Raw genomic sequence first — 26,281 nt, 5'->3', positions numbered from 1 at the left:
TGTTCAAAGAGAAAGATTACGCAACGAAAGTAGCGGCCGCGCTCAGGCCCTTCAGTAGCTGTCCCGATGAAGTGCGGCTTCCGGCCGTTGAACCGACAAACGGAGGCTGTAGAACAACGTAGCGTCAGCCGTCGTGGGGCGTGTGGGAGCTGACCGTTCAGAAGCATAAAAAACTTTGACTCAACCGGCTCGTTATGAGGGTATGAAAACACGATATGCCTCCTTCACTCCGCCAAATTTTCAATCGGTATTCAGCCCCGCGCGGGCGATCCGATTCACAATAGGTATAGTCCTGATCAGCGTAAGCGCCTGTAGCCGAACCGCCCAAACCGGTTCACAAAGCAAGCTCCGTCTCGAAGTCGGCCAGATAAAAGAAGTGACGGTATCGGCCACGGGCAATGGAACGACCCAGCTCGTGGGTACGTCCGATAATCAGGAAGTGGTCGACGTAACGCGCAAGCAGCCCGGTCCGGAAGCCACCGCAACCACCCAGCCGGGCGATTCGGGACCCATTGTGTTCCTGATCAAAGGGGTGACCGTGGGGAAAGCCAACGTAACGTTTTCGGAGAAGAAAACCGGCGAAGAAGGCAGCGGTCAGGCAAAAAAAACCTACGTAGTAGAAGTACGTGCCAAATAGAAAGTGGTTGGTATTGGTAAACCAGTTTACCAATACCAACCACTGGCTGTAATCAACGTGAATGCTAGATGAGTTGCTTAGCGCTTGGGACCAATTGAGTCGTAGATAACGACTTTTTCCCACAGCGAGGCATAGTTATTCCGAAACTCGTCGTGGATTGGGTGCTTCTGATAGATCTCTTCATCAGCCGCACTGTCGAAGAAGCACAACCACGAAAATGTATAATTCCGCTCGATAACCGCGCGCGTGGTGCCGGCTGGCTTGCCAATATGCACCAGCTTGATCGTCGGCACTTTAGCCAGCTTATTCAGCCCTTCCAGTAGCTTGGCCTCGTCGGCTTTATTGCCCGGATTTTTTAAATAGAATAAAACGTGGTGAACGAACAGTTCTTTGGATGCGCCCAGGGGCAGTGTGCCAACTGGCAGGCCCGCACCTAGTCCGGCTGCGACACTACGTTTAACGAACGCCCGGCGTGATTGCTCTTTCATATAGAATTGTGTACAGGTTGCTTAGGGCCACAAAAATGGATGACAGTTGCACACAAAGCAAATTTGGTTGACAATCAACCACGTTTACTCATTCACAATTCACTGTTTCCAACCGACGGCTGGCAGAAAATAACCGGCCTGTAGGTAGCGCTTAGCGGGGTTTGCCTTTACTGAACAATCCCTGCTCTTGCCATGCTTCTTATCGCCACCGTCTTAATTGCCATTCTGTTCATTGTCGTTAGCTCCACCGTTTTCAAGCTGCATCCCTTACTAGCTCTGCTGCTGGCCGCGTTTGGCGTTGGGTTAGCAGCCGGAATGCCTCCGGCTCAGATTGCCGACACGATTGGCAAAGGGTTTGGTGAACTGATGACCAAGATTGGCCTGATGGTTATTCTGGGCTGCATTATCGGTGCTATCCTCGACCGGTCCGGAGCGGCCCTAACCGTTGCGGATACAATCTTACGCGTGTTCGGCAAGAAACAACCCGCGCTGGCCATGTCGGTTATTGGTGCCATTGTTGGCATTCCGGTCTTCTGCGATTCAGGTTACATTATTCTGGCCCGGCTGGCGCAGGTGGTGGCCGAGCGCACAAAAACGGCCGTCGCGACGACTAGCCTGGCGCTGGCGGGTGGTTTATTTGCGACGCACACCCTGGTTCCGCCCACACCCGGCCCAGTTTCGGCCGCGGGCAATCTGGGCATCGCCGGGTCGCTGGGGCTGGTGATCGGAATCGGCCTGGTTGTTAGTCTGCCCAACGTCCTGCTGAGCCAGTGGTTCGGGCGCCGTTTCGGAGCGGCCATTGTCGTTCAGACGGAATCCCACCTTAAACCTGTTCCGGAAATCGAGCAACCTTCTACCGGCCTCGCCTTCAGCCCCATCGCCATTCCAATTCTGCTGATTACGCTGGCGTCCATCGTTAAAACCCTTTTCCCCGATGCCACTACGGGCGTTGTGGCCGCCTTTATTACGCTCGGCAATCCGTTGGTGGCCCTGTTGCTAGCCGTGTTCTGGTCGTATCTGCTGTTTCCGCGCAATCGGGCCGGGCAACTCCTGACCTGCGTTCGGGAGGGGGTAGCGCACTGCGGACCAACGCTGGTTCTGGTTGGAGCCGGGGGCGCGTTTGGGGCGGTGCTAAAGGCAACTCCCCTGACGGCGCTGGTCAGTAGCTGGCTTCAGCAAAGTCAGGTGTCAGGCTTAGCGTTTCTGGTCCTCGCGTTCGGCATTTCGGCTTTCTTCAAAACGGCTCAGGGGTCCACAACCTCGGCGATGGTGCTCACAACATCCATGCTGGCTCCGCTGCTGACCGCGGTAGGGTTTACGCAGCCGCTCGACGTTACGTTGGTGGTGATGGCGGTGGGCAGCGGAGCGATGGTCGTCTCGCACAGTAACGACGCGTACTTCTGGGTTGTGTCGCAGTTCAGCGGGATTGCGCCCGCCGATGCCTATCGAAGCCTGACGGTACTGACGGCTCTACAGGGGCTGGTTAGTTTAGCGACGACGCTTCTCCTGTACGTCATATTCGGCTAGAGACATGAGTTGGGGCGGAAGGTTAGCGCTTACGTCCGTAAAAAACTGGGTTGGCGACAAGAAACATTCCGCGTTACGTTGTTATGGTTGTAGTCACCATTTTTTACGCAAACAGAACCCGTTCATGTCGTTTTCTTCCACTCAGCCCGAAGACTTATTTTTTGATGCTGCCCGCAAAGGCGATACGGCCTACATTCAGCAACTCATTGACGCCAACATTAACGTAAACATTCAGAACGGCAAAGGCTTCACGCCCTTGATTGTGGCAGCCTACGACGGTCATCTTGAAACTACGAAAACGCTGCTGGATGCGGGGGCAGATGTCAATGTGCAGGATGTCAGCGGGAATACAGCGCTGATGGGCGTTTGTTTTAAAGGATACGCCGAAATTGCCCGGCTGCTGATCGAACGCGGGGCTGATCTCAACCTTCAGAACGGAAACGGCGGCACGGCACTTATGTTTGCCACCCTGTTCGGCCGTAATCAACTGGTTAAGGTCATGCTCGACGCAGGGGCCGATGCGTCTGTCCGCGACATTCGGGGCTTAACCGCCCGAGATCTGGCCATACAGCAAGGCAACGAAGAAGCTTTGACCATGTTTCCTTAATGATTCCTGCTCATTTGCCCATCAATCGACCTACGTAGTTTACAGCGCTACAGAGAAGCCATGGGTTAGGAAGGCTGGTCATGCATTGTATGTATTGGTGACTATAAGCCTTGCTCATTGGCAAATCGGATGAGCTCCGCTACGTTGTTTATGTCAAGCTTGTAATAGATGTTCTTGCGGTGGGTTTTCACGGTTTCTTCGGCCAGAAAAAGCCGCTGTGCAATCTCAGGGGCCGACAATCCCTGCTTCATCAACTTAATGATTTGTAGTTCTCGGGGCGATAGTTTAAACCGTTTGACAAATTCATCTTCCTGATGCAGATTATCAATAGTTTCGCTCAATCGTATGTCAAAGTAGGCCTCTCCTTTCATGATTCGATTCAGACAGGCAATTAACTCCTGTTGCGAAGCACTTTTCAAGAGATAACCCGCAACACCGATCTCTTTCAGTTCCTCAACGAATTTCTGGTAACTGTACATCGAAATGATTACTACCCGGATATTGGTAAACTCACGTACAATCTGCCGGGCTACGTCCAGTCCTGTACGCTGCGGCATGTTAATGTCCAACAGCACAATATCGGGTCGCCAGTGATGGATAGCAGGTAGCACTTCCGATCCTGTATATACCTGCCCAATTACGTTAAATGGGCTTCCGTCAAACGTCAGCAGCGTGCGTAGTCCTTCGTTAAATAATTGATGATCGTCGGCAATAAGAACAGTAGTCGGCTTTATCTCCGAGAGCATGGGACAGAAATTAGTACGGTACTTCCAAAGTGATGGTCGTGCCTCCTTCGCCGGAATCCACTATTAATTTCGACCCTAAATAAGCCACTCGGGATCGGATGTTACGTAAGCCGATCCCAGCCCGTTCGTTCTGTGTCTCAATCGAGTATCCCCGACCATCATCTTCAATCAATAAAGATACATATTGGGGATAGAAAATCAATTGTATTGTAATCTGACAGGCTTTGGCATGTTTGATTGCATTATTGATCAGTTCAATGGCAATGCGGTAGATCGTTAGTTCGGTTTCATCATCGAGCCGCCTTTCCTCGCCAAACGGAATAAACAGAAAGTGAATATCTGAATTGATTTCGGCTCGTCTGATAACTTCCCGAATGGCTTCGGCCAGGCCGATCTTGACGAATTCGGGAGGCATAAGATGATGAGATATGTGGCGCAGATCAACAATGGCTTTTTCCATTAAATGGATAGGCGTTTCCAGACCCTCGACTGATCGATGCAGCGTTTGCAATTGCCCTTTTATCACGGACAGAGTCGCGCCTAAATCATCGTGCAGATCGGCCGCCAGCCGCTGGCGTTCTTCTTCCTGCGCCTGCAAGACTTGCTTCATGCCACTTCGCTGCCGACGTAGTCTGGCCCGCGTGTAGAGTCTGATCGATGCGCCAATCAAGAACGTAGTACATACGCCTGCCAGTAGCCGAAACCAGGTAGTGTTCCACCAGGGCGGATAAATAATGACCTGAATTGCTGTACCCGTTTCGTTCCAGACGCCGTCGTTATTTGAGCCCTTAACCCGAAATGTGTACGTTCCCGGATCGAGATTGGTATAGCTGACGTAACGTCGTGAACCGCTCTGTACCCAGTTCTTTTCCAGACCGACTAACTGATAAGCATAGCTATTTTTAGATGGGTTGTTATAATCCAGCGCAGCAAACTCAAACGAAAGAGAATTCTGGTCGTAGTTCAGATCAATTTGACCAGCTCCGCCTTTACCGGGCATCGACTTATCGAAGAGCTTTATCTGCGTGATTACGACAGATGGCACATGTCGATTTTTCGTTAATTTCCTGGGGTCGAACGCCGTGAACCCATTGTCGCCACCAAAATATAGCGTGCCGTCTTTGCCCTTGTAATGGACTTGCCTGAATCCGTTGCTTTGTATACCGTCGTTGGCGTCGTAGTTAGTGAAAGTCTTACTGGCAAACGAAAACCTGGACAGGCCTTTAGATGTGGACAGCCACAGTTGCCCCAGGTGGTCTTCTTCAATGGAATACACAGAATTATCGGCTAAGCCGTCGGCTTGCGTAAAAGCCTGGAAGGTTTCTTTGTCGTAGTCAAATCGGCACAGTCCCCCCCCGAGCGTACCAAACCACAGGTTACCTTTCGTATCCTGAAAGATGGACGGAACACCATCCGAGGTAATACTGCCGGGTTTATGTCGGTCAGGGCGATACTGCGTAAATCGTCCGGTACGTCGGTCCAGACGGTTCAAAGCAACACTTCCCGTACCAATCCACAGGTTTCCCCGCCTGTCTTCCAGTATTGACAAAGCCCAGGCGTCACTAATTCCCGTCGCGTTCTGCGGATCATAGGCATAATGCACAACCTTACCCGTTTTTACATCAAATTGCTTAACCCCGTTGTGCGTCCCCAGCCACAGTAAGCCCTGCCTATCCTGGTAGATAAAAAACAGTTGTGTATTGCCGTTGAGCCCGGGGTAGCGCAATGTGTTGTTCGACAGTGACGTAAATTCGCCCTTTTGCCGATCGAAAAGAACAAGCTCTCCCCCATTACCTATCCACAAATTTCCATCCCGGTCTTCGAGCATAGACTCTACGTTAGGATTCGGGAGGCTTTTAGACGTAGTAGGGTCGGGCTTGTAGTGAGTAAACTCACCGGTTTGTTTATTCATTTGGTTCAGGCCATTGCCTGTGCCAACCCAGAGGGTTCCCGACCGATCTTCCAGTATAGCATTAACGAACTTGTAGCTTAAGCTCCGTGGCTGGAAGGGTAAAGACTGGTAGTGTTGAAACGGTTGCTGATTGAGATTCGCCTTATCGACACCCTCCCCGAACGAACTTACCCACAATATGCCAGACCGATCAACCAGTAACGACCATATATGGTTACTGCTCAATCCGGCAGGGTCATTTGGCTTATGCAGCAGTTGGAGGAATTGCTTCCGTTCAGGATCGAGCCGAAATAGACCTTCGTGGGCAGTCCCCATCCATAAATTGCCCTGCTGATCTTCGGTCAGGTATCGGAAGTGCTGATTAAAGGCCGTACCGATCGTTAGCGAGGAGCTTTCGCAGCGGTATAAGGCAAAGGTTTCTGCTTTGGGATCGAAGCGATTCAGCCCACCGTCTGTGCTTACCCAAAGCATTCCGGCATGATCTTCCAACACTTCCCACACTTGATCATGACTCAGGCTACTGGCCTCCATTGGCCTATGGCGATACGTCGTAAAGCTGATCCGAGGGGGCTTGCCTTCACCTGTCGATCGACTAACCATTCGGTGTAACCCCTTTTCACTGCATACCCATATAGTACCCGTCCGATCCCCATAAAGGGCATTGACGACTGGAGTTTCGGACGTACCGTTTGCCGACCGGGAAGCGAACAGAGTTGCGTAGTTAAGGCGCGAGTACTCACCAGTTTTTTTATCAAATCTTCGCAATTCGGCCCGGCCGTTCGATACCCACAGATATCCGTCCTGGCCTTCGGCGATGGCACGAATACTACCCTGATTAAGAGTAAGCGGGTTAGGCGTGTAGCAACTAAATTTTTCGGTACGTCGGTCAAATTTACAGAGCCCCTGTCCCATCATGCCAATCCAGAGCGTCCCGTCTTTATCTTCGAACAATTTAGGTATTGAATTGCCAGCCAATGACGTGGTATCACCAGGCGTTTTGTGATAAGTAGTAATGGTATAGCCATCATACTTATTCAGACCATTTTCCGTAGCAAACCACAAATACCCCTGGCGGTCTTGAAGCATATCATAGACGACATGGTTAGAAAGGCCTTGGTTAGCGGTAAGATGTTCGAACCGAAGATGACCGATCTGGGCGTTGCTCGACAGATATAAATCAAGAACTAACCACAGTGCAATAAACCACGTGCGATTCATGAGAAAGTTGCATAATCAGTATGAAGATAGAGGCTGGATATTTTTTAGAAAATACCCCTAAAGGGGTATAGCCTATCCGCGCTAAGGGTCAGAAATTTACATTAATTTCCATTCTATCCACACCATCTTACTTCTTAAGTAGACTGACGATCTTCTCGTTAAGTTGGCATTTACCTGAATCTCCTCAGTCGATCGCAGCTCCGGCTTTTAATACCTCAAGGAATTTGATTCTCTCGTGAGCCAGGGCCGCGGTTGAACTGGAGTGACAAGGGTTGGGCACAACCGAAACGATCAGGCAGTTTTAAATGGCTTACTCTAGCCTGTCTGCTGGCAATTGGTTATTGTACAAACTGCATCAGCCAGCCGCAGGCGATACCGCCGTAGGTTCCCAATACGTGGCTGAGCACCGCCAGCAGTACGCCTACGGGTGCCAGTGACGGGTGAAAAACGCTCGCTACGGCCGGAGCCGTTGCCACACCGCCAATGTTGGCCTGGCTACCTACGGCCACGAAAAAGTAGGGAGCCCGCATGACTCGGGCGGCTATGAACATCACCAATATATGAATGAACATCCAGATGATGGCCACAAACAGCAGACCGATGTTGCCGCTAAGTGCCGTTACGTCCAGCCGCATGCCGATGGTCATAATCAGGAAGTAGATGAACAAGGTAGCGAAGTCGGTGGTGCCTAATTTTTCGAAGTTCCGAACCCGGGTAAACGAGAGCAGGATGCCTAAGGTCGTCGATACGAGTACGATCCATAAGAAGTTGGACAGAAAGGGTTGCAGCCCGTTAGCCTCCAGAACCGACTGGTAGCGCATCAGCACGGATACGATACCAGCGGCCGCAGCATGCGCCACAGCGGCCCCGCCAAACCCTAACGCCAGTATGCTCGTGATATCGCTTATCGTAGCGGGTTTATCGGTCTGCTGATGGTACGCTTTCACGCGCTTCTTTACGTCTTCAATACTGGATGTGTCGGCTTTCAGGAACGAATCAATGCGGGTTGTAAACGCAGCGCCGTAAATCAGACAGGCCGTCCAGGTGTTGGCAACAACGGCATCGATCACCAGCACGATCGTGAACAAGGATTCGCTGCTGCCGTAGATCTCTTTCAGGACTAACTGGCTGCTGCTGCCGCCGATCCAGCTGCCCGACAACGTAACCAGCCCTTTCCAGTACTGCTGCTCAATAGCCTGCTGGTGGAAACTATCGGAACATTGCTCCACCACCCAGAGGGCAATCGGTCCGCCGATAATAACTCCGAATGTGCCGGCCAGAAAGACAAGCAGCGCTTTGGAACCGAGCTTCCAGATGGAACGCAGATCGGCGGTAGAGGTGAGCATGACCAGTGCGGCTGGCAGCAGATACTGCGACGCAACGGTATACAGCTTCGAGTCTTCGCCCGACACGATGTTGAGGCTGTTCATCAACGCCGGGAAGATGTAGCACAAAAGCAGAGCCGGCACTACGGTATAAAACTTCTGCCAGAACGGATTCGGCGATTTAGCCGTCTGGAAAATGAGCGCCAGCAAAACCAGTAAAATGCCCAGAATAATGGCGTCGTGCGTAATCAGTGGTTCCACGGGTCGGGACGGTAAAGGTGACGATACGTTAAGAGCAACCGGCAGGTAACGGCTTAATTTCCGCAAAGCGCCCGCGCCATTGTGAGGCAAGCTAAACTAAATCGATTGAGTTTTGTACGGTTCCCGCCGAACAGCAGGCTTACCAGGCCGTTATTAGTACGGGGATATTCGTTAAGGTTCATCCGGTTCCCTTGTTACGTCTGTGTATGGCAAATCTTGAAACCATCATTTTTATTCTGGCTATTTTAATTGGTCTCTCTGCCGTAGCCGATAAAATTAAGCTGCCCTATCCAATTCTTTTAGTAGGAGCGGGCCTAGTCATTGGGTTTGTTCCGTTTCTGCCCAACCTGGCGCTGGAGCCTGATATTGTTTTTCTGCTCTTTTTGCCCCCACTCCTGTATGATGCAGCCGCCAAAACGTCGTGGCAGGAGTTTACTACGTCGATCCGAACCATCAGCACCCTGGCCGTTACGCTGGTCTTTTTTACAGCAACGGCGGTGGCTATTGTGGCTCATTATCTGGTTCCGGGCTTTAGCTGGCCACTGGCGTTTGTGCTCGGGGCCATTGTTTCGCCACCCGATGCGGTTGCCGCCACCAGTATCATCAAAGGTTTAGGGCTCAATAAACGCGTCATTGCCATACTAGAGGGCGAAAGTCTGCTCAACGATGCGTCGGCCCTGATCGCTTATCGGTATGCCGTAGCCGCCGTAACGACGGGCAGCTTTGTACTCTGGAAAGCCGGACTGCAATTTTTGCTTGTCGCCGGGGGAGGCCTGGTCATCGGTATCGTTACGGGTTTACTCTTTGTGGCCATCTTCCGTCGGATCGACGATACGTTGGTTGAAACCAGCCTGACGTTTCTGGCCCCCTTCGTGGCGTACTTAACCGCCGAACACGTGCACACGTCCGGCGTACTGGCGGTGGTCAGCACGGGACTGGTCATTACGCGGAAGACCCCGGAGGTGCTGTCGTACCAGTCCCGCATTCATACCCGAGCGGTATGGGATACATTAATTTTTATCATGAATGGCCTGGTGTTCATCCTGATTGGTTTACAGCTGCCGAGTATCGTAGCCGATCTACACGCATATACTACGTGGCAGCTAGTCTACTACAGCCTCGCGATCAGTGCCGTTACCATTATTGTTCGTATTTTATGGGTATTCCTGAGTGCATATTACCCCTCGCTGCTACGACCAGCGACCAAGCCGAAAGACGTTGCCCGGGGAGAACCTGATGAAGAGGTCAATTGGAAGAATGTGCTGATTGTTGCCTGGACTGGCACGCGCGGGGTCGTATCGCTGGCTACCGCACTGGCTCTTCCCCTAACTTTGCCGCAGGGGGGAGTCTTTCCGAACCGGCCGTTGATTCTGTTTCTGGCGTTCAGCGTTATTTTCGTGACGTTGGTCTTACAAGGGTTAAGCTTACCCCTTCTGGTACGGTTGCTGGGTGTACAGCCCCAGGAAAATCCGCAGCAGGAAGAACGCGAACTTCAGCTGACGCTCGCCAATCAGGTCCTTTGCTTTATTGAGCAGGATTTTCCCATCCGGATGACGCCTAATCTGCACCGCATGCTTATCCGGCGTTATGAGGTAGTGGTCACCGAATTAACGCGGGCACTGGAGGCTACCCCGGCTATAAAGCCAACCGCCGAAGAGAGTACGTTTCCGCTTAGCCAGCTCCTGGCCGCTCAACTGGCCATCAGCAATTTTCAGCAGCAATTGATCGTAAAAATGTACCGCGAAGGCGAGTTCAGCGACGAAGCGCTGCGGGCTGCGGAGCAGAGCCTTGACCTGGAAAAAGCCCGGCTCGACGCGTTGCAGCTCATCGCCCGCGAGTAAAACACAGGTCATGCTAGCGCACCTACTGCTAAGAGATAGCCAGTAAGCATCAGCAAATCTTCACAATATGCGAATACGAAAAAGGGCCGCGATGACGCGGCCCCTGGCAAAGAAACTAACCGTACCCCTATCCTATCTACCACCCGGTCGCGTTGGGCGCACTTCGATTTTGCTGGGCAGCGTCCGGGGGTTCATTTTAAGCAGGTCGTACACCATCTCGCCGATGTCCTGCGGCTGAATCTTCCAGGCGTCTTTCTCGCTCGGCTGATTATCCGCAAACTCGGTAGCAACTGAACCGGGCATGATTGTCGACACTTTAATGCCTTCACTCCGTAAATCAAGCATAATGGCTTGTGTAAAGCCAACCAGACCGAACTTACTGGCGTTATAGGCCGAGCCTTTCTCGAAGAAATTTGTGCCGGCCAGACTAGCGATCGTGATGAAGTACCCCTGGGTCTGCTTCAACGCATCCAGGGTAGCTTTGGCCGTATTGAACACCCCCGTCAGGTTGATGTCGATGGTTTCGTGCCACTGCTCGGGTGTCATGTCCTGAATGGGGGCAAAATGCCCAACCCCCGCGTTGGCAATGACGTAGTCGAGCCGCCCCCACTTCTGCAGGATAGCGTCGACAACCCGCTGCTGCGACGCCAGATCGCGCACATCGGCTGCGAGGCCCAGGGCATGATCTGCATTTATCCCGTTAAGTTTGACTGCGGCTAATTCGGCCGCCACCGACGAGCGGCTGGTAACCGCCACGTTAACCCCTTGCTTGATGAGCACTTCGGCAATGCCGTAACCGATACCTTTTGAGCCGCCTGTAATCAGCGCCGTTCTGATGTGATCTGCCATACGTACAATAACTGAATTGATACATTAATGTCTGTTGAAGACTTCGGCGATAACACGGCGAGACTACTGAAAGTTTGAAGAGACTGGCCCGACGAGCCCCGTAGACCCTTTGTTTATACCTGTACAGGCTGTAACCAGGAGTAGACCTGTGCGGTGATTGCGCTTTTAAACGTATCGAGCTGTAAGCGTTAACCTGGGCAGCCAGACCCGCAATCAGTCTGTACACCTGTTTGAAAAAACCTTAGAAACGAACTGCTTTATAATGATCAGCGCAGGAACCCTTGACGCAACCAAAACCACCGGAGAGCTGGCGCTGCGACGCGTTTTCTCCATTGATGTCTTTCGGGCATTGACCATGCTGCTGATGATCTTCGTCAATGATCTGTGGACCCTATCGGGCGTTCCGGCCTGGCTTGAACACGCCAAGGCGGATCAGGACTTTCTGGGTTTCTCGGATACGATATTTCCCTGCTTTCTGTTCATCGTGGGCATGTCGATTCCCTTTGCCACTCGTCAGCGTATCGCCAAAGGCGAGTCGCGAATTCAGATTGCACGCCACATTGTAGTACGTTCTCTGGCGCTGCTGGTTATGGGCATTTTCACCGTTAACGTTCCTGATCTGAATCAACAGGCCACCGGACTGAGCAGTGAGTGGTTCCAGATTCTGATGGTAACGGGCTTCTTTCTGATCTGGAATGTATATCCCAAACGTACCGATTCGACGAAGTGGATTTTCAGTGGTCTACAGCTTGCGGGGGTAATACTGCTGGTGTTTTTAGCCATCAAATTTAAAGGCACTGGCCCTGACCATACGGGGCCGATGACGCCCCAGTGGTGGGGTATCCTCGGCCTCATCGGCTGGACGTACCTGACCTGCGCCCTGCTTTATGTGTTCGCATATAAACAGCCGGTTCTGTTAGTACTTTCCTGGGTTCTCTTTACACTGATCAACATCGCGGGTCATGCGGGTTGGCTGCACGCTATCTGGCCAGACGGCCCCCGCGACTGGATATTGGGGAATGGGGCTTTTCACGCGTTTGCCTTTGCGGGCATACTCGCTACGCTTCTGCTCACTCGTTACAATACCCAAAAACTGCCGGTGGTTTATATTGGTCTTGGCGTCCTGCTGATCCTGGCGGGGCTGATCTCCCGAAACTTCTTTATCATCTCTAAAATTCAGGCAACGCCGACCTGGGTGTTTCTGTGCTCAGGTATTGCCTTTGTTGTCTACGCAATCGCGTACTACGTAGTTGACCTTAAAGATAAAGCGAACTGGTTCAGCCTCATCAGACCGGCTGGTACCAGCACACTCACCTGTTACCTGATTCCGTATGTCTATTACAGCATTGCTGATTTATCAGGCGTTTCACTCCCGCAATCGCTGACGGTTGGGGTTGTGGGCCTGCTTAAGTCGCTCCTGTTTGCCTTGCTGGTTATTGGCATAACGGCCGTTCTGGGCAAGCTGCGAATCAGACTGAAGATTTAACGTAACGGCCCGAAGAAAAAATTGCTGACGCGAGAAGGCGTAACCTTTTGCGTCTCAATCGCGCCAGCAATCACTACGTCAGAAAACAACATTACCTGATTACCGCCTTCACCACAACCGGCTGATGGTCAGATGGATAGCGTTGTTCTTTTGAGTCGGTCAGGGCTGCGTATTTCAGGACGTCGATGCCTTTGCTCACGAAGATGTAGTCGATTCGATTGTTCATGGGGGCGTCAAACTTGAAACTATTGAACGTACCCACGGGTCCGTATGGCGGCATGGCGGTAACTTTATAGGCATCGTTGAGAATGGTCTGCATCGTCTGAACCTGCTCGGTTTCCGGGGTAGAATTCAGATCGCCTACGCAAATCACCGGCGCATTTTTAGCGATCTCTTTGATCTTCTGCACCATCAGCTTTCCCGACTGCCGACGCGCTTCAACGCCCTGGTGGTCGAAATGCACGCTGAAGAAGTAAAATTCCTTATTCGTCGTCCGGTCTTTAAACTTAGCCCACGAACAGATGCGGTTGCAGCACGTAGCATCCCACCCTTTACCGGGTTTGTCGGGGGTTTCGCTGAGCCAGAAATCACCCGACTGCAGTTCGGTAAAGCGATCTTTTTTATAAAAAATGGCCGAGTGTTCACCTGCTTCTTTGCCATCGTCGCGGCCTTTTCCGGTGCGGGCAAATTCGGTCATCTCGCTCAAATCGTTCAGTTGACCGATCAAGCCTTCCTGCGTTCCGAAGATGTCGAACTCGTGGTAGCGGATCAGACTCTTTACGTTTTCTTTCCGATTCGGCCAGGCGTTCACGCCATCGTTCGGTGTATTGTACCGTAAATTATAGGTGGCGATGTTGATAGGCGCGGTTTTCTGGGCAAACGCCTGTTGAACCATTAATGCACTGAAAAGCAGGAGAAATAACGAGATTTGCTTGGTAAGCATGGGATCATTAGGAGGTATGTAGCCTTAAATAAAGGCCAGGCTACGTCCGAATTACTTACCGGACTTTCTCAGGCGAGTTCTGTTCTACCCGCTGAATGAGGTCGACAACTAGCCGGAATCAAGACGTTAGTTGATTGGCAGGAAGACCGCAAATCTCGCCCCCTGACCAGGCTGGCTCTGCGCGGTGATGTACCCCTGATGGTTTTCAACAATTTTCTTACAGATTGCCACCCCCATACCCGTACCACTGTAGCTGGAGCGACTGTGCAGCCGCTGGAACATCCGGAAGACTCGATCAACATCGCTCTGGTCGAAGCAAATGCCGTTGTCCACGATCACTACCTCGTGAAACGACAGCTGCTGCCCCGCAGCCGGCAGGCCAACGGCGTCAATTCGTTGACAGACTGAGTAACGTAGTAATAAGCGCGTTTGACTCGGGTTCACAACGTTCATACGGTAACGTAACGGACCTTTTACCGAAAGACGCCTTATCCAAAACCAACCTCAAAGTTGGTAATTTTCGCTAAGAACTACGCTATCGGTTCATACGTTTTTGAGTGCCCGTACGGTATAGTTTGATGAACGAACGTTCAACAGTAAACCCCTCACCTGTCAACCTGAAGAAGCCTGACAAGTGAGTGGTTTTACATGGATAGCGATATTTATACGTCTTTCAACAGGCCTCTCCGGCGCAGCAGGGGCTTGATGTCGGGTTCAGCACCGCGGAAATTCCGGTACAGCTTCATGGGCTCATCGGTACCACCCTTTTCGAGCACACTCTTGCGGAACGACTGGGCCGATTTGGCATCAAACAAGCCTTTTTGCTTAAACACTTCAAAGGCATCGGCATCCAATACCGCCGACCAGATGTAGCTGTAGTAACCCGCCGAGTAGCCGCCCGCAAATACGTGCTGAAAATACGTACTCCGGTAACGCGGTGGAATCTGGTCGATCAACCCGATTTTATCCATCGCCTGCTTCTCAAACGCCAGCACATCGGTCGGCGTCTGGCCGGGTTTCAGCGTGTGATACGCCATGTCAAGCAGCGAAGCCGCCAGGTACTCGGTTGTCGCAAATCCCTGATTGAACAGGCTGCTCTTTTTGATTTTGTCGATCAAGGCGTCCGGAATTACCGCTCCGGTCTGGTAATGCTTGGCAAACAGACGTAGCATTTCGGGTTCAACGGCCCAGTTCTCCATGATCTGCGAGGGTAGTTCCACAAAATCGCGGGGCACCGACGTACCCGACTGGCTGCCGTATTTCACGTTGGAAAGTAGACCGTGCAGGGCGTGGCCAAACTCGTGGAAGAACGTACTGGTTTCATCGAGCGTGAGCAACGCCGGTGCTCCACCCGACGGCCGGGAGAAGTTGCAGACAATGGACACGACCGGCGTGATGTTCTTGCCGTTCTCGACCTCCTGCCGCCGGTAGCTGGTCATCCAGGCACCACCGCGTTTGCTGGCCCGTGGGTGAAAATCCATGTACATAATACCCACATGCCGACCATCGGCTTCTTTCACTTCATATACCGTGGCTTCTTCGTGGTAAACCGGTACGTCGGTGCGCCGTTCAAAGCGCAGGCCATATAGTTTATTGCAGAGGGTAAAAATGCCTTCCCGTACGTTCTCCAGCGAGAAATAAGGTTTCAGTTCCTGCTCATCCAGAGCGAATTTCTCTTTGCGCAGCTTTTCGGCATAGTAGCGCCAATCCCAGCTGGCCAGCTTCTCTCCTTTCCCGGCGGCCGGGTCTTTGTCCATAATAGCTTGTAGTTCAACCGCTTCCTGCTTCGTTACGGGTACGGTAGCTGACCAGAGCTGATTCAGCAGTTCGCTCACCTTGGCCGGGGTCTGGGCCATGCTTTCTTCCAAGACGTAAGCTGCGTGGTTTTCGTAGCCCAGCAACTGCGCTTTTTCGGCCCGTAAGGCAACCATTTTCGCCATGATCTCTTTGTTATCGCGCGCGTCGTTGTGGTTACCCCGTTCGAGATACGCCTTGAAAATCTTTTCCCGCAGCGACCGGTTATCGGCGTATTGCAGGAACGGCATAATACTTGGGTTCTGGAGCGTAAAGACCCACTTCTTAACCGTCGCACCGTCGGCCAGATTGCGTTTCTTGGCTTCATCAGCTGCCGTAGCCATTAACGAAGCAGGCAAACCGCTCAAATCTTCCGGCTTATCGATGACCAGCGTATAGGCGTTGTTCTCGGCCAGCAGGTTCTGGCCAAACTTAAGCGTAAGCACCGACAGTTCGCCGTTGATTTTCCGCAGCCGATCCTGTTTGTCAGCCGGGAGGGCGGCCCCGTTCCGGACGAAGTTTTTAAAGGTTTTTTCGAGCAGCCGCTGCTGATCGCCACTCAGTTTAAGTTTGGTACGCTGCCCGTACACGGCTTTCACGCGCTGGAACAGAACCGGATTCAGCGAAATGTCGTCGCTGTGTCTGGCCAGCTTGGGCGCTACGGTCTGCGCGATTTTCTGAAGCGCGTCGTTGGTATTGGCCCCGTTCAGGTTCGACAGGACCGTATTTACCCGGCGCAGCAGATCGCCACTCGCTTCCAGCGCTTCGATGGTGTTGGCAAAGGTAGGTGCCTGCGTCTGCTGGGTGATAGCCGAAATTTCGGCCGCCTGTTGTTTCATACCTTCCTCAATGGCGGGTTCGAAATGCTCCGGCCTGATCTTGTCAAAATCAGGCACACCGAACGGCGTATTGTACGAACTAAAAAACGGATTATCCGAGGTTGGCGGCTCGGCCACCGGCACGAATGCAGTCATAAACAAAGCAACGAATAAAAGAACCAGCGTGGTTTTCATTGAACGTAGTTGGTTGAAGAATAAGTCTCAAAGATACCGATTTTAAAGATTTGACCCGCCATGGATTGCACCCGATTCAGCCAGCACCCAATCGCTGCCAGCGCCAGTTGAAATCCCTTTCGCTAAGATTTAGATAAACTCAAAGGCAATACATAGTCTGGCGAGTTAACCTGTATCGACAATGGCGCGTCACCAACGGGCAAAACCCGTGCCGCTGGCCGATGAGCCGGAGTGGAACCTACCTAAATTAGCTCAGATTACAAGATCTGTTCGTCCATTCGTCGACCGGCCGACGCCGTTTACGTATTCAACATAAAGACGATTATGACAACTGATAAGATCAACCATTTTTTCACCAATGCCTGGGTAGTTCTTAAAGATGCCTTCAACGGCTTTATGGACGACCGATGCCTGAAATTGAGTGCGGCTCTGGCCTACTATACAGTTTTTTCACTGGCTCCCTTACTGGTGCTGGTTATATCGCTGATCAGCATTTTTCTGGGCCAGGAAGCCATTCAGGGGCAAATCTTTTCGCAGATTAACGGTCTGGTAGGCAACGAAGCGGCTAAGCAGATTCAGGATATGATCAAGAACGTAGAGCTATCGGGCCAGACAAACACGGCCCTGGTCATTGGTATTGCAACGCTGCTGCTGGGTGCGACCAGCCTGTTTGTGGAGATTCAGGACTCGGTAAATATGATCTGGCGCGTGAAAGCCAAACCCAAGCGGGGATGGCTCAAAATCCTGAAAGATCGGCTTCTCTCCTCATCATTGATTATCAGTCTGGGCTTTCTCTTGCTGGTATCGCTGATTATTAATGGCATCATACTGGCGCTCAGCGACGTATTGACCCGCTACATCCCGGGCTTAGGCGTTATATTGATCAGCGGAATCAACTTCATCATCAGCACCGTGATTGTGGCTATCCTGTTCGGTACGATTTTCAAAGTGCTGCCCGACGCCAAAATTGCCTGGAAAGACGTCCGCTGGGGTGCCCTGTTTACGGCTCTGCTCTTTATGCTGGGGCGTTACCTCATCGGTCTATATATCGAAACGACCAGTACCAGTTCCACCTACGGCGCGGCCGGTTCGCTGATCGTTATCCTGACCTGGATTTATTACACAGCTGCCATTTTGTACTTCGGTGCGGAGTTTACCCTGGCTTATGCCAACCATTTCGGCGTCAAGATCGAGCCTGCTTCGTACGCCGTTTACGTGGAGCAAACCGAGCGGGAACGTGAAGTAGGTGCTATTCCAACCCAGCAGAAAGTAGAGCAAAGCCGTCAGTAACTGGCATCGACTGGTACCGGCCGTTTGTCGGTCGGATACCAGCTCTTCTGAACCAGCATTCTGCCAATAATTTGCAACCACCCTCCTCGGCGGGTTATATTCACGCACTATTTTCGGGAAGGCTGGGTGAGCGTATTCATGTTCGGCCCCGTCTGCCTTTATGCTACCAGGAATAGAACTGATTTGGGTCTGTTCCCCGACTGACTAACTCACTACCTTAAATGATCCTTATTGTTGATGACAGGCCTGAAAATATTCTTCCCCTAAAAAAGATACTTGAGCTTCATCGCTTTACCGTCGATACGGCCCAGTCGGGTGAAGAAGCCCTGAAAAAAGTATTGAAAACGGCTTACTCCGTTATCATTCTCGACGTTCAGATGCCTGGCATGGACGGCTTTGAGGTGGCAACGGCCCTCGGCGGATTCAGCCGAACGAAGGATACGTCCATCATATTTTTGTCGGCTGTCAATACCGAAAAGAAGTTTATTACCAAAGGCTATACATCGGGCGGCATCGATTACCTGACCAAGCCGGTCGATCCGGATATCCTGGTTTTAAAAGTTAAAACCCTCCACCGTCTTTACGAACAGCAGCAGGAGTTGCGGGCCACGCAGGATTCTCTCCGGAAAGAAATTGAGGTTCGAAAGCAGGCGCAGGAAGACCTGGCAGCGCGCATGCAGGAGTTGCAGACCGTGCTGGGGTCACTGCCGCAGATCGCCTTTATCACAACCCCCGATGGCAGTCTCGATTACGTCAATGAATACTGGTTTCGGTATTCATCGGATGCGGCCCAGCTACCCGCCACTCACCCCGACGATACGTTACCGACGACCTGGGCCGCGTTGTTTACAGCCAGTACCGAGTTTTCGCAGGAAGTGCGGTTGAAAGAGCTAGCCACCGGCTATTACGTTCACCACCTGCTTCGGGTTGTGCCCGTACGGCAGGACGAACGCCTGATTCGCTGGATCGGTACGTTTACCGATATACACGCCCAGAAAGAGGCCGCCGAACTGCTGGAACAGCAGGTTTTTCTGCGCACGACTGAACTCCTCACCAAAAATGCTGAACTGGAACGTACCAATCACGAACTTCAGCAGTTTACGTGGGTCGTGTCGCACGATCTGAAAGAGCCCCTCCGTAAAATTCAATTGCTGAACGACACAATCAAGGAGAAATTTCTCAAAGACAATCCCGAAGCGGTGTCTTACCTCGACCGGTCGATTCGGTCGTCGGCCCGGATGTCGGCGCTGATCAACGATCTGTTGGCTTACTCGCAGCTATCGGCTCCCGAACCGTTCAAACCGACCGACCTGAATGCCTTGCTGGATGAGTTGCTGCTCGACTTCGATGACGTGATTGCCCGGACGGGTGCGGTCGTAACCATCCATCCACTGCCCATTTTAGATACCATTCCGTCGCGGATTCGGCAGGTTTTTCAGAACCTGATCAGCAACGCCCTTAAGTTTGCCAAACCCGGCGTGCCGCCGGTGATTACTGTTCAGGCCGACCGGATTGCTACCAACGACATCGACGGTCTACCCGAACCGGCCGGACCGTACTGCCGCATTACCGTGCGTGACAATGGAATTGGTTTCGACGAGAAATTTCTGAGCCGCATCTTTGTTATTTTCCAGCGGTTACACAACCGCACCAGCTACGAAGGCACCGGTATCGGCTTAGCCATTGCCAAAAAGAATATGGATAAACACAATGGACTTATCTCAGCCCGCAGCCACCCCGGCGAAGGGTCCCGTTTCATTCTGGTACTGCCCATGGTGCAGGCCGATCAGCCTAGGATTCAATAAAGACATTCGTATTTCTGCCGTTCCTTATGTCCAAAACTACAAATTCAGTCATTCGGCAACTTCAGGTTGTTTTCACGCTCTCAACGCTTCTGCTTCTTGTTAGCCTTATGGCTTCGTTCTATAGCATTCAGAAGCTCATCCGTAATTCGGAACTGGTCAATCATACCAACGAGGTATTGATGGAAGCAGAAAACATTATTTCGCACATGAAAGATGCGGAAACCGGCCAGCGTGGCTATCTGGTTACGCTCGATCCGACGTTTCTGAGTCCTTATAACGGGGCGTACGAACGAATAACGGACAGTTACAATAAACTGGCCGATCTCACTAAAGACAATCCCGACCAGCAGGCGAATCTGGCCCAGGTGAAGGCGCTGTACGAGGCCAAAACCACGCAGATGGAACGGGTTATTGCCCTGACCCGCCGTGATAAAGTGTTTGCCCGAGATACCATCGCGCGCCATGCCGAAATGGTTAAGGGGAAGAAGGTGATGGACGATCTGCGTTCGGTCATTAACCGAATAAAATTGGCCGAATCGAAACTATTAGCCAACCGCCTGGAGCAGCAGCAGATCTACATTACGTATACACCCTTGTTATTGGTTATTGCCGCCTTCATTTCCATGATGATCACGGCGCTGACTTATATCCGCATCAAGCAGGACCTGGACAGGCGGCTGGCCGAACAACGACTCGCCGAAGCCAAATACCAGGAAACCGCCGGGCGCATTGCGGTCATGGAAGACATTACACAGGAGATAGCCGGGGGTGACTATTCGGTTCGAAGTGAGGATACGCAGGACGATGAACTGGGACGAATTGGTAATGCCTTGAACGTAATGACGCAGGCTCTGGAACAGACGTTCACGGATCTACAGAACCAGACCTGGCTGCAAACGGGCAGCGTCAACATAAGCGGTGCCATTCGCGGCAAGCGCAACCTAAGCCAGTTGGCCACCAGCCTCATCCATACGCTCGCTGATTACGTCAAAGCTCCGCTGGGAACGATGTATGTGCTCGATAATGGGGCCTACAAACTGGTCGGCAGCTTTGCCGCACAGAACGCTCCCCATACTATCAGGCCGGGCGAGGGATTGATTGGGCAGGTCATTGAGCGGAAGCAACTACTGGTTGTAGACGACCTCCCGCCTGATTACGTGCGTGTGGCGTCGTCATTGGGCGATGCCCGACCCGCTTCGTTACTTATTGTCCCCCTGCTCTACGCCGATACGTGCCTAGGCGCTATTGAGCTAGGTCTGTTCCGGAAACCGACCACGCTGGAAGTCGAGATGCTGCAACAGAACCTGGAAGCCATTGCGATCGGGGTGAATGGCGCACTCGATTACAGTAAGCTCCAGAATTTCCTGGAAGAGACCCAGGCGCAGGCCGAAGAACTGCAGGCGCAGCATTCGGAATTAGAGAATCTGAATGCCGAGCTGGAGATGCAGACCCAAAAACTACAGGCTTCGGAAGAAGAATTGCGGGTGCAGCAGGAAGAGCTTCAACAAACCAACGCCGAACTCGAAGAGCGGGGCATGCTGCTGGAAGAACGTAACGAAGAGATTCAGAAAAAAGCCGCCGAACTGGAACTGTCGACCCGTTATAAGTCGGAGTTTCTGGCCAACATGTCGCACGAGCTCCGGACTCCGCTCAACTCGATTCTCTTGCTGAGCCGACTGCTGGCCGAAAACAACGACGCCAACCTGACGGGCGAACAAGTTGAATACGCCCAGGTCATTCAGTCGTCGGGGAATGGACTGCTCGGCCTGATCGACGAAATTCTGGATCTGTCGAAGATTGAAGCCGGGCAGATGAAACTCGAAACGCAGGACGTACCGGTTCAGGAGATCACCGACGAGCTTCAGGCGCTGTTCAGCTTGGTTGCGAAAGAAAAAGGAATCGACTTCGCCATTACAGTAGATTCCGACGTACCGGCGGTGATTGAAACGGATAAAATGCGATTGGGGCAAATTCTGAAGAACCTGATCAGCAATGCCCTTAAGTTCACTTCGGCGGGTAACGTAACGCTCACCATTCGTCGGCAATCGCCAGCAGTCAACCGGCTGTGCTTCGTGGTCAAAGACACGGGTATCGGCATTCCGCCCGACAAGCAGCGGCTCATCTTCGAAGCCTTTCAGCAGGCCGATGGCTCTACAAAACGGAAATACGGCGGAACCGGGCTCGGCTTATCGATCAGCCGGGAACTGGTGAAACTACTCGGGGGCGAGATTAAGCTGACCAGCGAGGTTAACGAAGGCAGCGAATTTACAGTGTATCTACCCATTTCGGGCGCCCTTCCCTCACCGGCAGTGCTCCCCTCCAGCACCTATACCCACCCACAGTCGGACGTAGTACCCGCTCAGGCGTCTAAGGACGTAACATACATCAGTACGGTGATTCCCGAAGCCATTCCCGACGACCGGAACAGCATCACCGAAGGCGACAAAACAATCCTGATTGTTGAAGACGATACCAACTTCGCCAAATCCCTGCTGGACTACGCCCGAAAGAAAGGCTACAAAGGCATTGTATCGGTTCGGGGTGACGAAGGTTTAAAGCTGGCAACTATTTATAAACCGCTGGGTATTCTGCTGGATATACAACTGCCCGTTATGAGCGGCTGGGAGGTGATGGACGCCCTGAAAGCCGACCCGCAAACCCGGCCCATTCCGGTACACATCATGTCGTCGCACAAGATGAAAAACGAAAGCCTGCTGAAAGGGGCCATCGACTTTGTGGATAAGCCGATGGCTTTTGAGCAGATGCAGGAGGTGTTCAAAAAGCTGGAATACGTCGTCAAGCGCGACGCCAAGAAGGTCCTGATCATCGAAGACAATCCGAAACACGCCAAAGCACTGGCTTACTTCCTGGAAACGTTTAACGTCAACTCCGAGCTGAAAAGCAGCATCAACGAGGGCGTAGATGCCCTGAAACGGAAAGAAGTCGACTGCGTGATTCTGGACATGGGTATTCCGGATCATAAAGCCTACGAAACGCTGGAGGAGGCCAAGAAAAATCCCGGTCTGGAGAACCTGCCGATTATCATTTTTACGGGGAAGAGCCTGTCCTTATCCGAAGAGCTGCGCATCAAAAAATACGCCGACTCGATCATTGTTAAAACGGCCCATTCGTACCAGCGTATGCTCGATGAGGTGTCACTCTTCCTGCATCTGGTCGATGGCGCCAACCAGCCCGAAGCCGCGCGGGAAGCCAAAAAACTGGGCGCCCTGACACAGGTGCTGGAAAACAAAACCATTCTGGTTGCCGACGATGACGTACGAAACATTTTCTCTCTGTCGAAAGCGCTCGAACGCTACAATATGACCGTTATTGCCGCGCTGGATGGCAAAGAAGCGCTGCAGCGGCTGGAAGAAAACCCCGCCATTGATGTGGTGCTGCTGGATATGATGATGCCGCAACTGGATGGGTACGAAACCGCCCGGAAAATTCGGGAGCACTATCAGTGGCGCAACCTGCCCGTCATTGCCGTTACGGCGAAAGCCATGACCGGCGACCGCGAGAAGTGTATTCAGGCGGGTGCATCGGATTACATTACCAAACCCGTTGACATCGATCAGCTCATCTCGCTGCTGCGGGTGTGGCTCTACGACCGCTCCTAACGTAGCGTCGTCCTAAACCTCTACATTCCTCTACTTCTAACTGCCAGTACGATGCAAAAAAAACGGGTGCTGATTATTGATGACGATGCTAAAAACATCTTCGCCCTGACGGCTACGTTAAAGGCAAAATCATTCGACTGCCTTTCGCGCTCGAATGCTCAGGAGGCCCTCGACCTGCTCCAGACCGATGAAGTTGTCGATGCCATTCTGATCGACATGATGATGCCCGAAATGGATGGCTACGAAGCCATTCCGCGCATCAAGGCGCTCGCCAACCGGGCCGGCACCCCCATTTTTTCCGTAACAGCGCAGGCGATGGTAGGCGACCGGGAAAAGTGCCTGCGGGCGGGGGCCACCGAATACATCGCAAAACCGATCGACGTTGATCGGCTTCTGGCGTTACTATCGCGTATTTGACCACTTAATTATGATTACGGACGAGGAGGTTGAGCTTTTACTGAACGATCTGCTGGAGCTATACGGCTATGATTTTACCAACTATTCACGAGCTTCGCTGAAGCGACGGATCAGTCGTCTGTGGATGCTCGACAAGTTTCCCAGCTTTGCCGAACTCCGCTACCGCGTTAAGTCCGATGCCAGTTACCTGAAACGGTTCGTGGAAGAGCTGACGGTGAACGTAACCGAAATGTTTCGCGACCCGCTGTTCTATAAAAGCCTTCGCAACGACGTATTGAGCACGCTGACGGCCAAGCCGTTCATCCGGATCTGGCACGCCGGCTGCTCAACGGGCGAAGAAGTATATTCGATGGCGATTCTGCTCAAAGAAGCGAATCTGCTCCATAAATCGCTGCTGTACGCCACCGACCTGAATCCCGAAGTGCTGGAAACGGCGCGCCAGGGCATTTTTGCGCTCGGCTCCATGAAGCAGTACTCCGAAAACTACATTGCCTCCGGCGGTACCAGCGAGTTTTCCAGTTACTACACGGCCCAGTACAGCTATGTAAAATTTCGCGAAGAACTCGGTGAAAAAATGATTTTTTCCACCCACAACCTGGTCTCTGATCGGTCGTTCAACGAATTCGATCTTATCGTTTGCCGGAACGTCCTGATTTATTTCGACAAAGCCCTTCAGCAGCATGTATTTAACTTGTTCGACGAGAGTCTGGCCTCCCTGGGCTATCTGGCCCTGGGGTCGAAAGAAACACTTAAATTTTCAACGATTCAGCCTAATTATAAACAGGTAGCCAACGAAAAAATATGGCGAAAGATTACGTAAGCCGCCGTGTTCAGGTTGTCGTGATTGGCGGTTCGACGGGCAGTATCGAGGTCTTGCTTAAACTGCTGCCTGCCTTGCAGTCGCCCCTGCCAGTGGCGCTTATTGTGGTGGTGCACCGGAAAAACACGGCTGATTCTACCCTCGCTACGTTGCTGGCGACCAAAACAGCGATCCCCCTCAAAGAGGTAGACGACAAAGACCCCCTTACCCCAGGAACAATTTATCTAGCCCCGGCTGATTACCACCTGCTGATCGAACCAAACGGGTTGCTTACCCTGGACGACTCCGAGAAAATCCACTACAGTCGGCCCTCGATCGACGTAACCTTCGAGTCGGCGGCTGATGTGTACGGGCGCGGGCTGGTCGGCGTATTGCTGTCGGGAGCCAACGCCGATGGCGTCGGCGGACTCGACGCCATCAAGCGGGCGGGCGGGCTGATTATTGCCCAGAACCCCAGCACGGCCCTGGCTGAATTTATGCCCCAGCAGGCCATTCGGCAGCTCCCCATCGATTACGTATTCACGGTGGAGGAGCTGATCAGCTTCATGAATACGCTTACCTAAATTCCCTGCGATAGGCAGCCTGGACATGATGCAGCTACCATACGGGGCCGATGCCTCATCTTCGCCAGAATTCGCTTCGTGCAGGGGTAGTTTTCACCAATTACATGGTTTCATCGTTACAATTCTTCTTTTAACAATACACATGAGTTACACGCGTAAACCAACCACCAGATTTGCCCTCGGCCTGCTATCCGCCTTACTGATCGTCGGTATGCAGGCATTCGGCTTCGCGCCCAAACGCGAGTTTTATCAACTCAAAATTTACCACCTGAAAGACAACACCCAGAAAGACCGGCTGGAGACGTACCTCCGGCAGGCGTATCTGCCCGCTCTGCACCGCGCGGGCGTCAGTAAGGTTGGCGTGTTCCGGCCCGCCACCGAAGTCGCCGATTCGCTGGTGTACGTCCTGATCCCGTTCAAATCAGTGGATCAGTTCATGTCGCTTTCCGAAACCCTGATGAAGGACAAGCAATACGTAACGGCAGCTAAAGACTATATCGACGCCGAGTACAACAATCCGTTCTACAAACGATTCGACTCGGTGCTGATGGAAGCCTTTGCGGGGATGCCAGCATTACAGATGCCCACGCTCCAGGCTAAGCCAGCCGAACGCATCTACGAACTTCGTAACTACGAAGCGGCCACCGAGAAGTTGCACGAGAATAAAATCAGCCAGTTTAATAACGGCGAACTGGACATTTTCAAGCGCCTGGGTTTTAACACAATCTTCTGCGGGCAGGTAAAAGCGGGGGCCAAGCTACCCAGCCTGATGTACATGACCTCGTTCGAAAGCAAAGCAGCCCGCGATGAGCACTGGAAAACGTTCAGCGCTGACCCCGGCTGGAAAGAGTTCAACGCCCGGCCCGAATACGCACACAACTTCCTGCGCGCCGATATTTACCTGCTCCACCCAACCGATTACTCGGAGATTTAGTAATCGCGAAACCGATACGTTGTTCCACTTGCCCCGTTGCTATGATGATATAGCAACGGGGCAAGTGTGTTTAGAATGGAGACCGATACATATCGGCACAGCCTGGGTGCTACGTATTCGTTTTCATTAGAAAATCTATCCAGATTCCTTATCAGTACGAACCGCGAATAGAAACCAGCTACGCT

Annotated in this window: 21 protein-coding genes; 13 read left to right on the top strand and 8 right to left on the bottom strand. The window is 52.3% G+C overall.

Annotated features, from left to right (window positions below; translation table 11 throughout):
* The first annotated feature begins 202 nt into the window (after positions 1-202).
* Positions 203-637 carry a hypothetical protein gene (locus ACYVBJ_RS05765; RefSeq protein WP_460981347.1) on the top strand — a complete coding sequence of 145 codons (435 nt, stop codon included), beginning with the start codon at positions 203-205 and terminating at the stop codon, positions 635-637.
* A gap of 77 nt (positions 638-714) precedes the next feature.
* On the opposite strand, the gene ACYVBJ_RS05760 is transcribed toward ACYVBJ_RS05765, so the two are convergent.
* Positions 715-1,125 (bottom strand): Dabb family protein, encoded by a 411-nt coding sequence (locus tag ACYVBJ_RS05760; protein ID WP_460978215.1) that lies wholly within the window; start codon positions 1,123-1,125, stop codon positions 715-717.
* Between the two features lie 192 nt (positions 1,126-1,317).
* Between ACYVBJ_RS05760 and ACYVBJ_RS05755 the strand changes: the two genes are divergently transcribed.
* Both ACYVBJ_RS05755 and ACYVBJ_RS05750 read left to right on the top strand, forming a co-directional pair.
* The gene (locus tag ACYVBJ_RS05755; RefSeq protein ID WP_460981346.1) at positions 1,318-2,652 is read left to right on the top strand and encodes a GntP family permease; all 1,335 of its coding nucleotides are present in this window, start codon (positions 1,318-1,320) and stop codon (positions 2,650-2,652) included.
* 124 nt (positions 2,653-2,776) lie between these two features.
* Positions 2,777-3,259: an ankyrin repeat domain-containing protein gene (locus ACYVBJ_RS05750; RefSeq protein ID WP_460981345.1), complete on the top strand. Its 483-nt coding sequence runs from the start codon at positions 2,777-2,779 to the stop codon at positions 3,257-3,259.
* Positions 3,260-3,360: 101 nt separating this feature from the next.
* On the opposite strand, the gene ACYVBJ_RS05745 is transcribed toward ACYVBJ_RS05750, so the two are convergent.
* From ACYVBJ_RS05745 to ACYVBJ_RS05735, 3 genes are all read right to left on the bottom strand, one after another.
* Positions 3,361-4,005 carry a response regulator gene (locus ACYVBJ_RS05745; RefSeq protein ID WP_460981344.1) on the bottom strand — a complete coding sequence of 215 codons (645 nt, stop codon included), beginning with the start codon at positions 4,003-4,005 and terminating at the stop codon, positions 3,361-3,363.
* Positions 4,006-4,015: 10 nt separating this feature from the next.
* A complete protein-coding gene (locus tag ACYVBJ_RS05740; protein ID WP_460981343.1) occupies positions 4,016-7,135 on the bottom strand; it encodes a ligand-binding sensor domain-containing protein in 3,120 nt (1,039 codons plus the stop codon).
* A gap of 338 nt (positions 7,136-7,473) precedes the next feature.
* On the bottom strand, positions 7,474-8,721 hold the full coding sequence (locus ACYVBJ_RS05735; RefSeq protein WP_460981342.1) for a DUF819 family protein: 1,248 nt from the start codon (positions 8,719-8,721) through the stop codon (positions 7,474-7,476).
* 206 nt (positions 8,722-8,927) lie between these two features.
* Here ACYVBJ_RS05735 and ACYVBJ_RS05730 point away from each other — a divergent pair, with 206 nt between their 5' ends.
* Positions 8,928-10,562: a Na+/H+ antiporter gene (locus ACYVBJ_RS05730; RefSeq protein WP_460981341.1), complete on the top strand. Its 1,635-nt coding sequence runs from the start codon at positions 8,928-8,930 to the stop codon at positions 10,560-10,562.
* 132 nt (positions 10,563-10,694) lie between these two features.
* Here ACYVBJ_RS05730 and ACYVBJ_RS05725 read toward each other — a convergent pair whose 3' ends face one another.
* Entirely contained in the window at positions 10,695-11,411 is a 717-nt protein-coding gene (locus tag ACYVBJ_RS05725; protein ID WP_460981340.1) for an SDR family oxidoreductase, read from the bottom strand.
* A 262-nt stretch (positions 11,412-11,673) separates the two neighbouring features.
* On the opposite strand from ACYVBJ_RS05725, the gene ACYVBJ_RS05720 reads away from it, so the two are divergent.
* Positions 11,674-12,897: a heparan-alpha-glucosaminide N-acetyltransferase domain-containing protein gene (locus ACYVBJ_RS05720; RefSeq protein WP_460981339.1), complete on the top strand. Its 1,224-nt coding sequence runs from the start codon at positions 11,674-11,676 to the stop codon at positions 12,895-12,897.
* 91 nt (positions 12,898-12,988) lie between these two features.
* Here ACYVBJ_RS05720 and ACYVBJ_RS05715 read toward each other — a convergent pair whose 3' ends face one another.
* The 3 genes from ACYVBJ_RS05715 to ACYVBJ_RS05705 all read right to left on the bottom strand — a co-directional run bounded on the left by ACYVBJ_RS05715 (position 12,989) and on the right by ACYVBJ_RS05705 (position 16,647).
* Positions 12,989-13,840: an endonuclease/exonuclease/phosphatase family protein gene (locus ACYVBJ_RS05715; protein ID WP_460981338.1), complete on the bottom strand. Its 852-nt coding sequence runs from the start codon at positions 13,838-13,840 to the stop codon at positions 12,989-12,991.
* 126 nt (positions 13,841-13,966) lie between these two features.
* Positions 13,967-14,293: a sensor histidine kinase gene (locus ACYVBJ_RS05710; protein WP_460981337.1), complete on the bottom strand. Its 327-nt coding sequence runs from the start codon at positions 14,291-14,293 to the stop codon at positions 13,967-13,969.
* A gap of 209 nt (positions 14,294-14,502) precedes the next feature.
* Positions 14,503-16,647, bottom strand: a complete 2,145-nt coding sequence (locus tag ACYVBJ_RS05705; RefSeq protein WP_460981336.1) for a M3 family metallopeptidase — start codon at positions 16,645-16,647, stop codon at positions 14,503-14,505.
* Positions 16,648-16,828: 181 nt separating this feature from the next.
* Here ACYVBJ_RS05705 and ACYVBJ_RS05700 point away from each other — a divergent pair, with 181 nt between their 5' ends.
* The 8 genes from ACYVBJ_RS05700 to ACYVBJ_RS05665 all read left to right on the top strand — a co-directional run bounded on the left by ACYVBJ_RS05700 (position 16,829) and on the right by ACYVBJ_RS05665 (position 26,096).
* Positions 16,829-16,963 (top strand): hypothetical protein, encoded by a 135-nt coding sequence (locus ACYVBJ_RS05700; protein WP_460981335.1) that lies wholly within the window; start codon positions 16,829-16,831, stop codon positions 16,961-16,963.
* An 8-nt stretch (positions 16,964-16,971) separates the two neighbouring features.
* The gene (locus tag ACYVBJ_RS05695; RefSeq protein WP_460981334.1) at positions 16,972-17,937 is read left to right on the top strand and encodes a YihY/virulence factor BrkB family protein; all 966 of its coding nucleotides are present in this window, start codon (positions 16,972-16,974) and stop codon (positions 17,935-17,937) included.
* A gap of 221 nt (positions 17,938-18,158) precedes the next feature.
* Positions 18,159-19,742, top strand: coding sequence for a hybrid sensor histidine kinase/response regulator (locus ACYVBJ_RS05690; RefSeq protein ID WP_460981333.1), 1,584 nt, complete (start codon positions 18,159-18,161; stop codon positions 19,740-19,742).
* A gap of 26 nt (positions 19,743-19,768) precedes the next feature.
* Entirely contained in the window at positions 19,769-23,362 is a 3,594-nt protein-coding gene (locus ACYVBJ_RS05685; protein ID WP_460981332.1) for a response regulator, read from the top strand.
* Between the two features lie 51 nt (positions 23,363-23,413).
* Complete coding sequence (locus ACYVBJ_RS05680) at positions 23,414-23,779, top strand: response regulator (RefSeq protein WP_460981331.1); 366 nt, start codon at positions 23,414-23,416, stop codon at positions 23,777-23,779.
* 10 nt (positions 23,780-23,789) lie between these two features.
* Entirely contained in the window at positions 23,790-24,599 is an 810-nt protein-coding gene (locus ACYVBJ_RS05675) for a CheR family methyltransferase (RefSeq protein ID WP_460981330.1), read from the top strand.
* Complete coding sequence (locus ACYVBJ_RS05670; protein WP_460981329.1) at positions 24,581-25,162, top strand: chemotaxis protein CheB; 582 nt, start codon at positions 24,581-24,583, stop codon at positions 25,160-25,162. The genes ACYVBJ_RS05675 and ACYVBJ_RS05670 overlap by 19 nt, the downstream gene beginning before the upstream one ends.
* A gap of 142 nt (positions 25,163-25,304) precedes the next feature.
* Positions 25,305-26,096, top strand: a complete 792-nt coding sequence (locus ACYVBJ_RS05665; RefSeq protein ID WP_460981328.1) for an NIPSNAP family protein — start codon at positions 25,305-25,307, stop codon at positions 26,094-26,096.
* The last annotated feature ends 185 nt before the right edge of the window (positions 26,097-26,281 follow it).

The sequence above is a fragment of the Spirosoma fluminis genome, from assembly GCF_054778895.1.
This window is presented reverse-complemented; position numbering and strand designations above follow the sequence as displayed.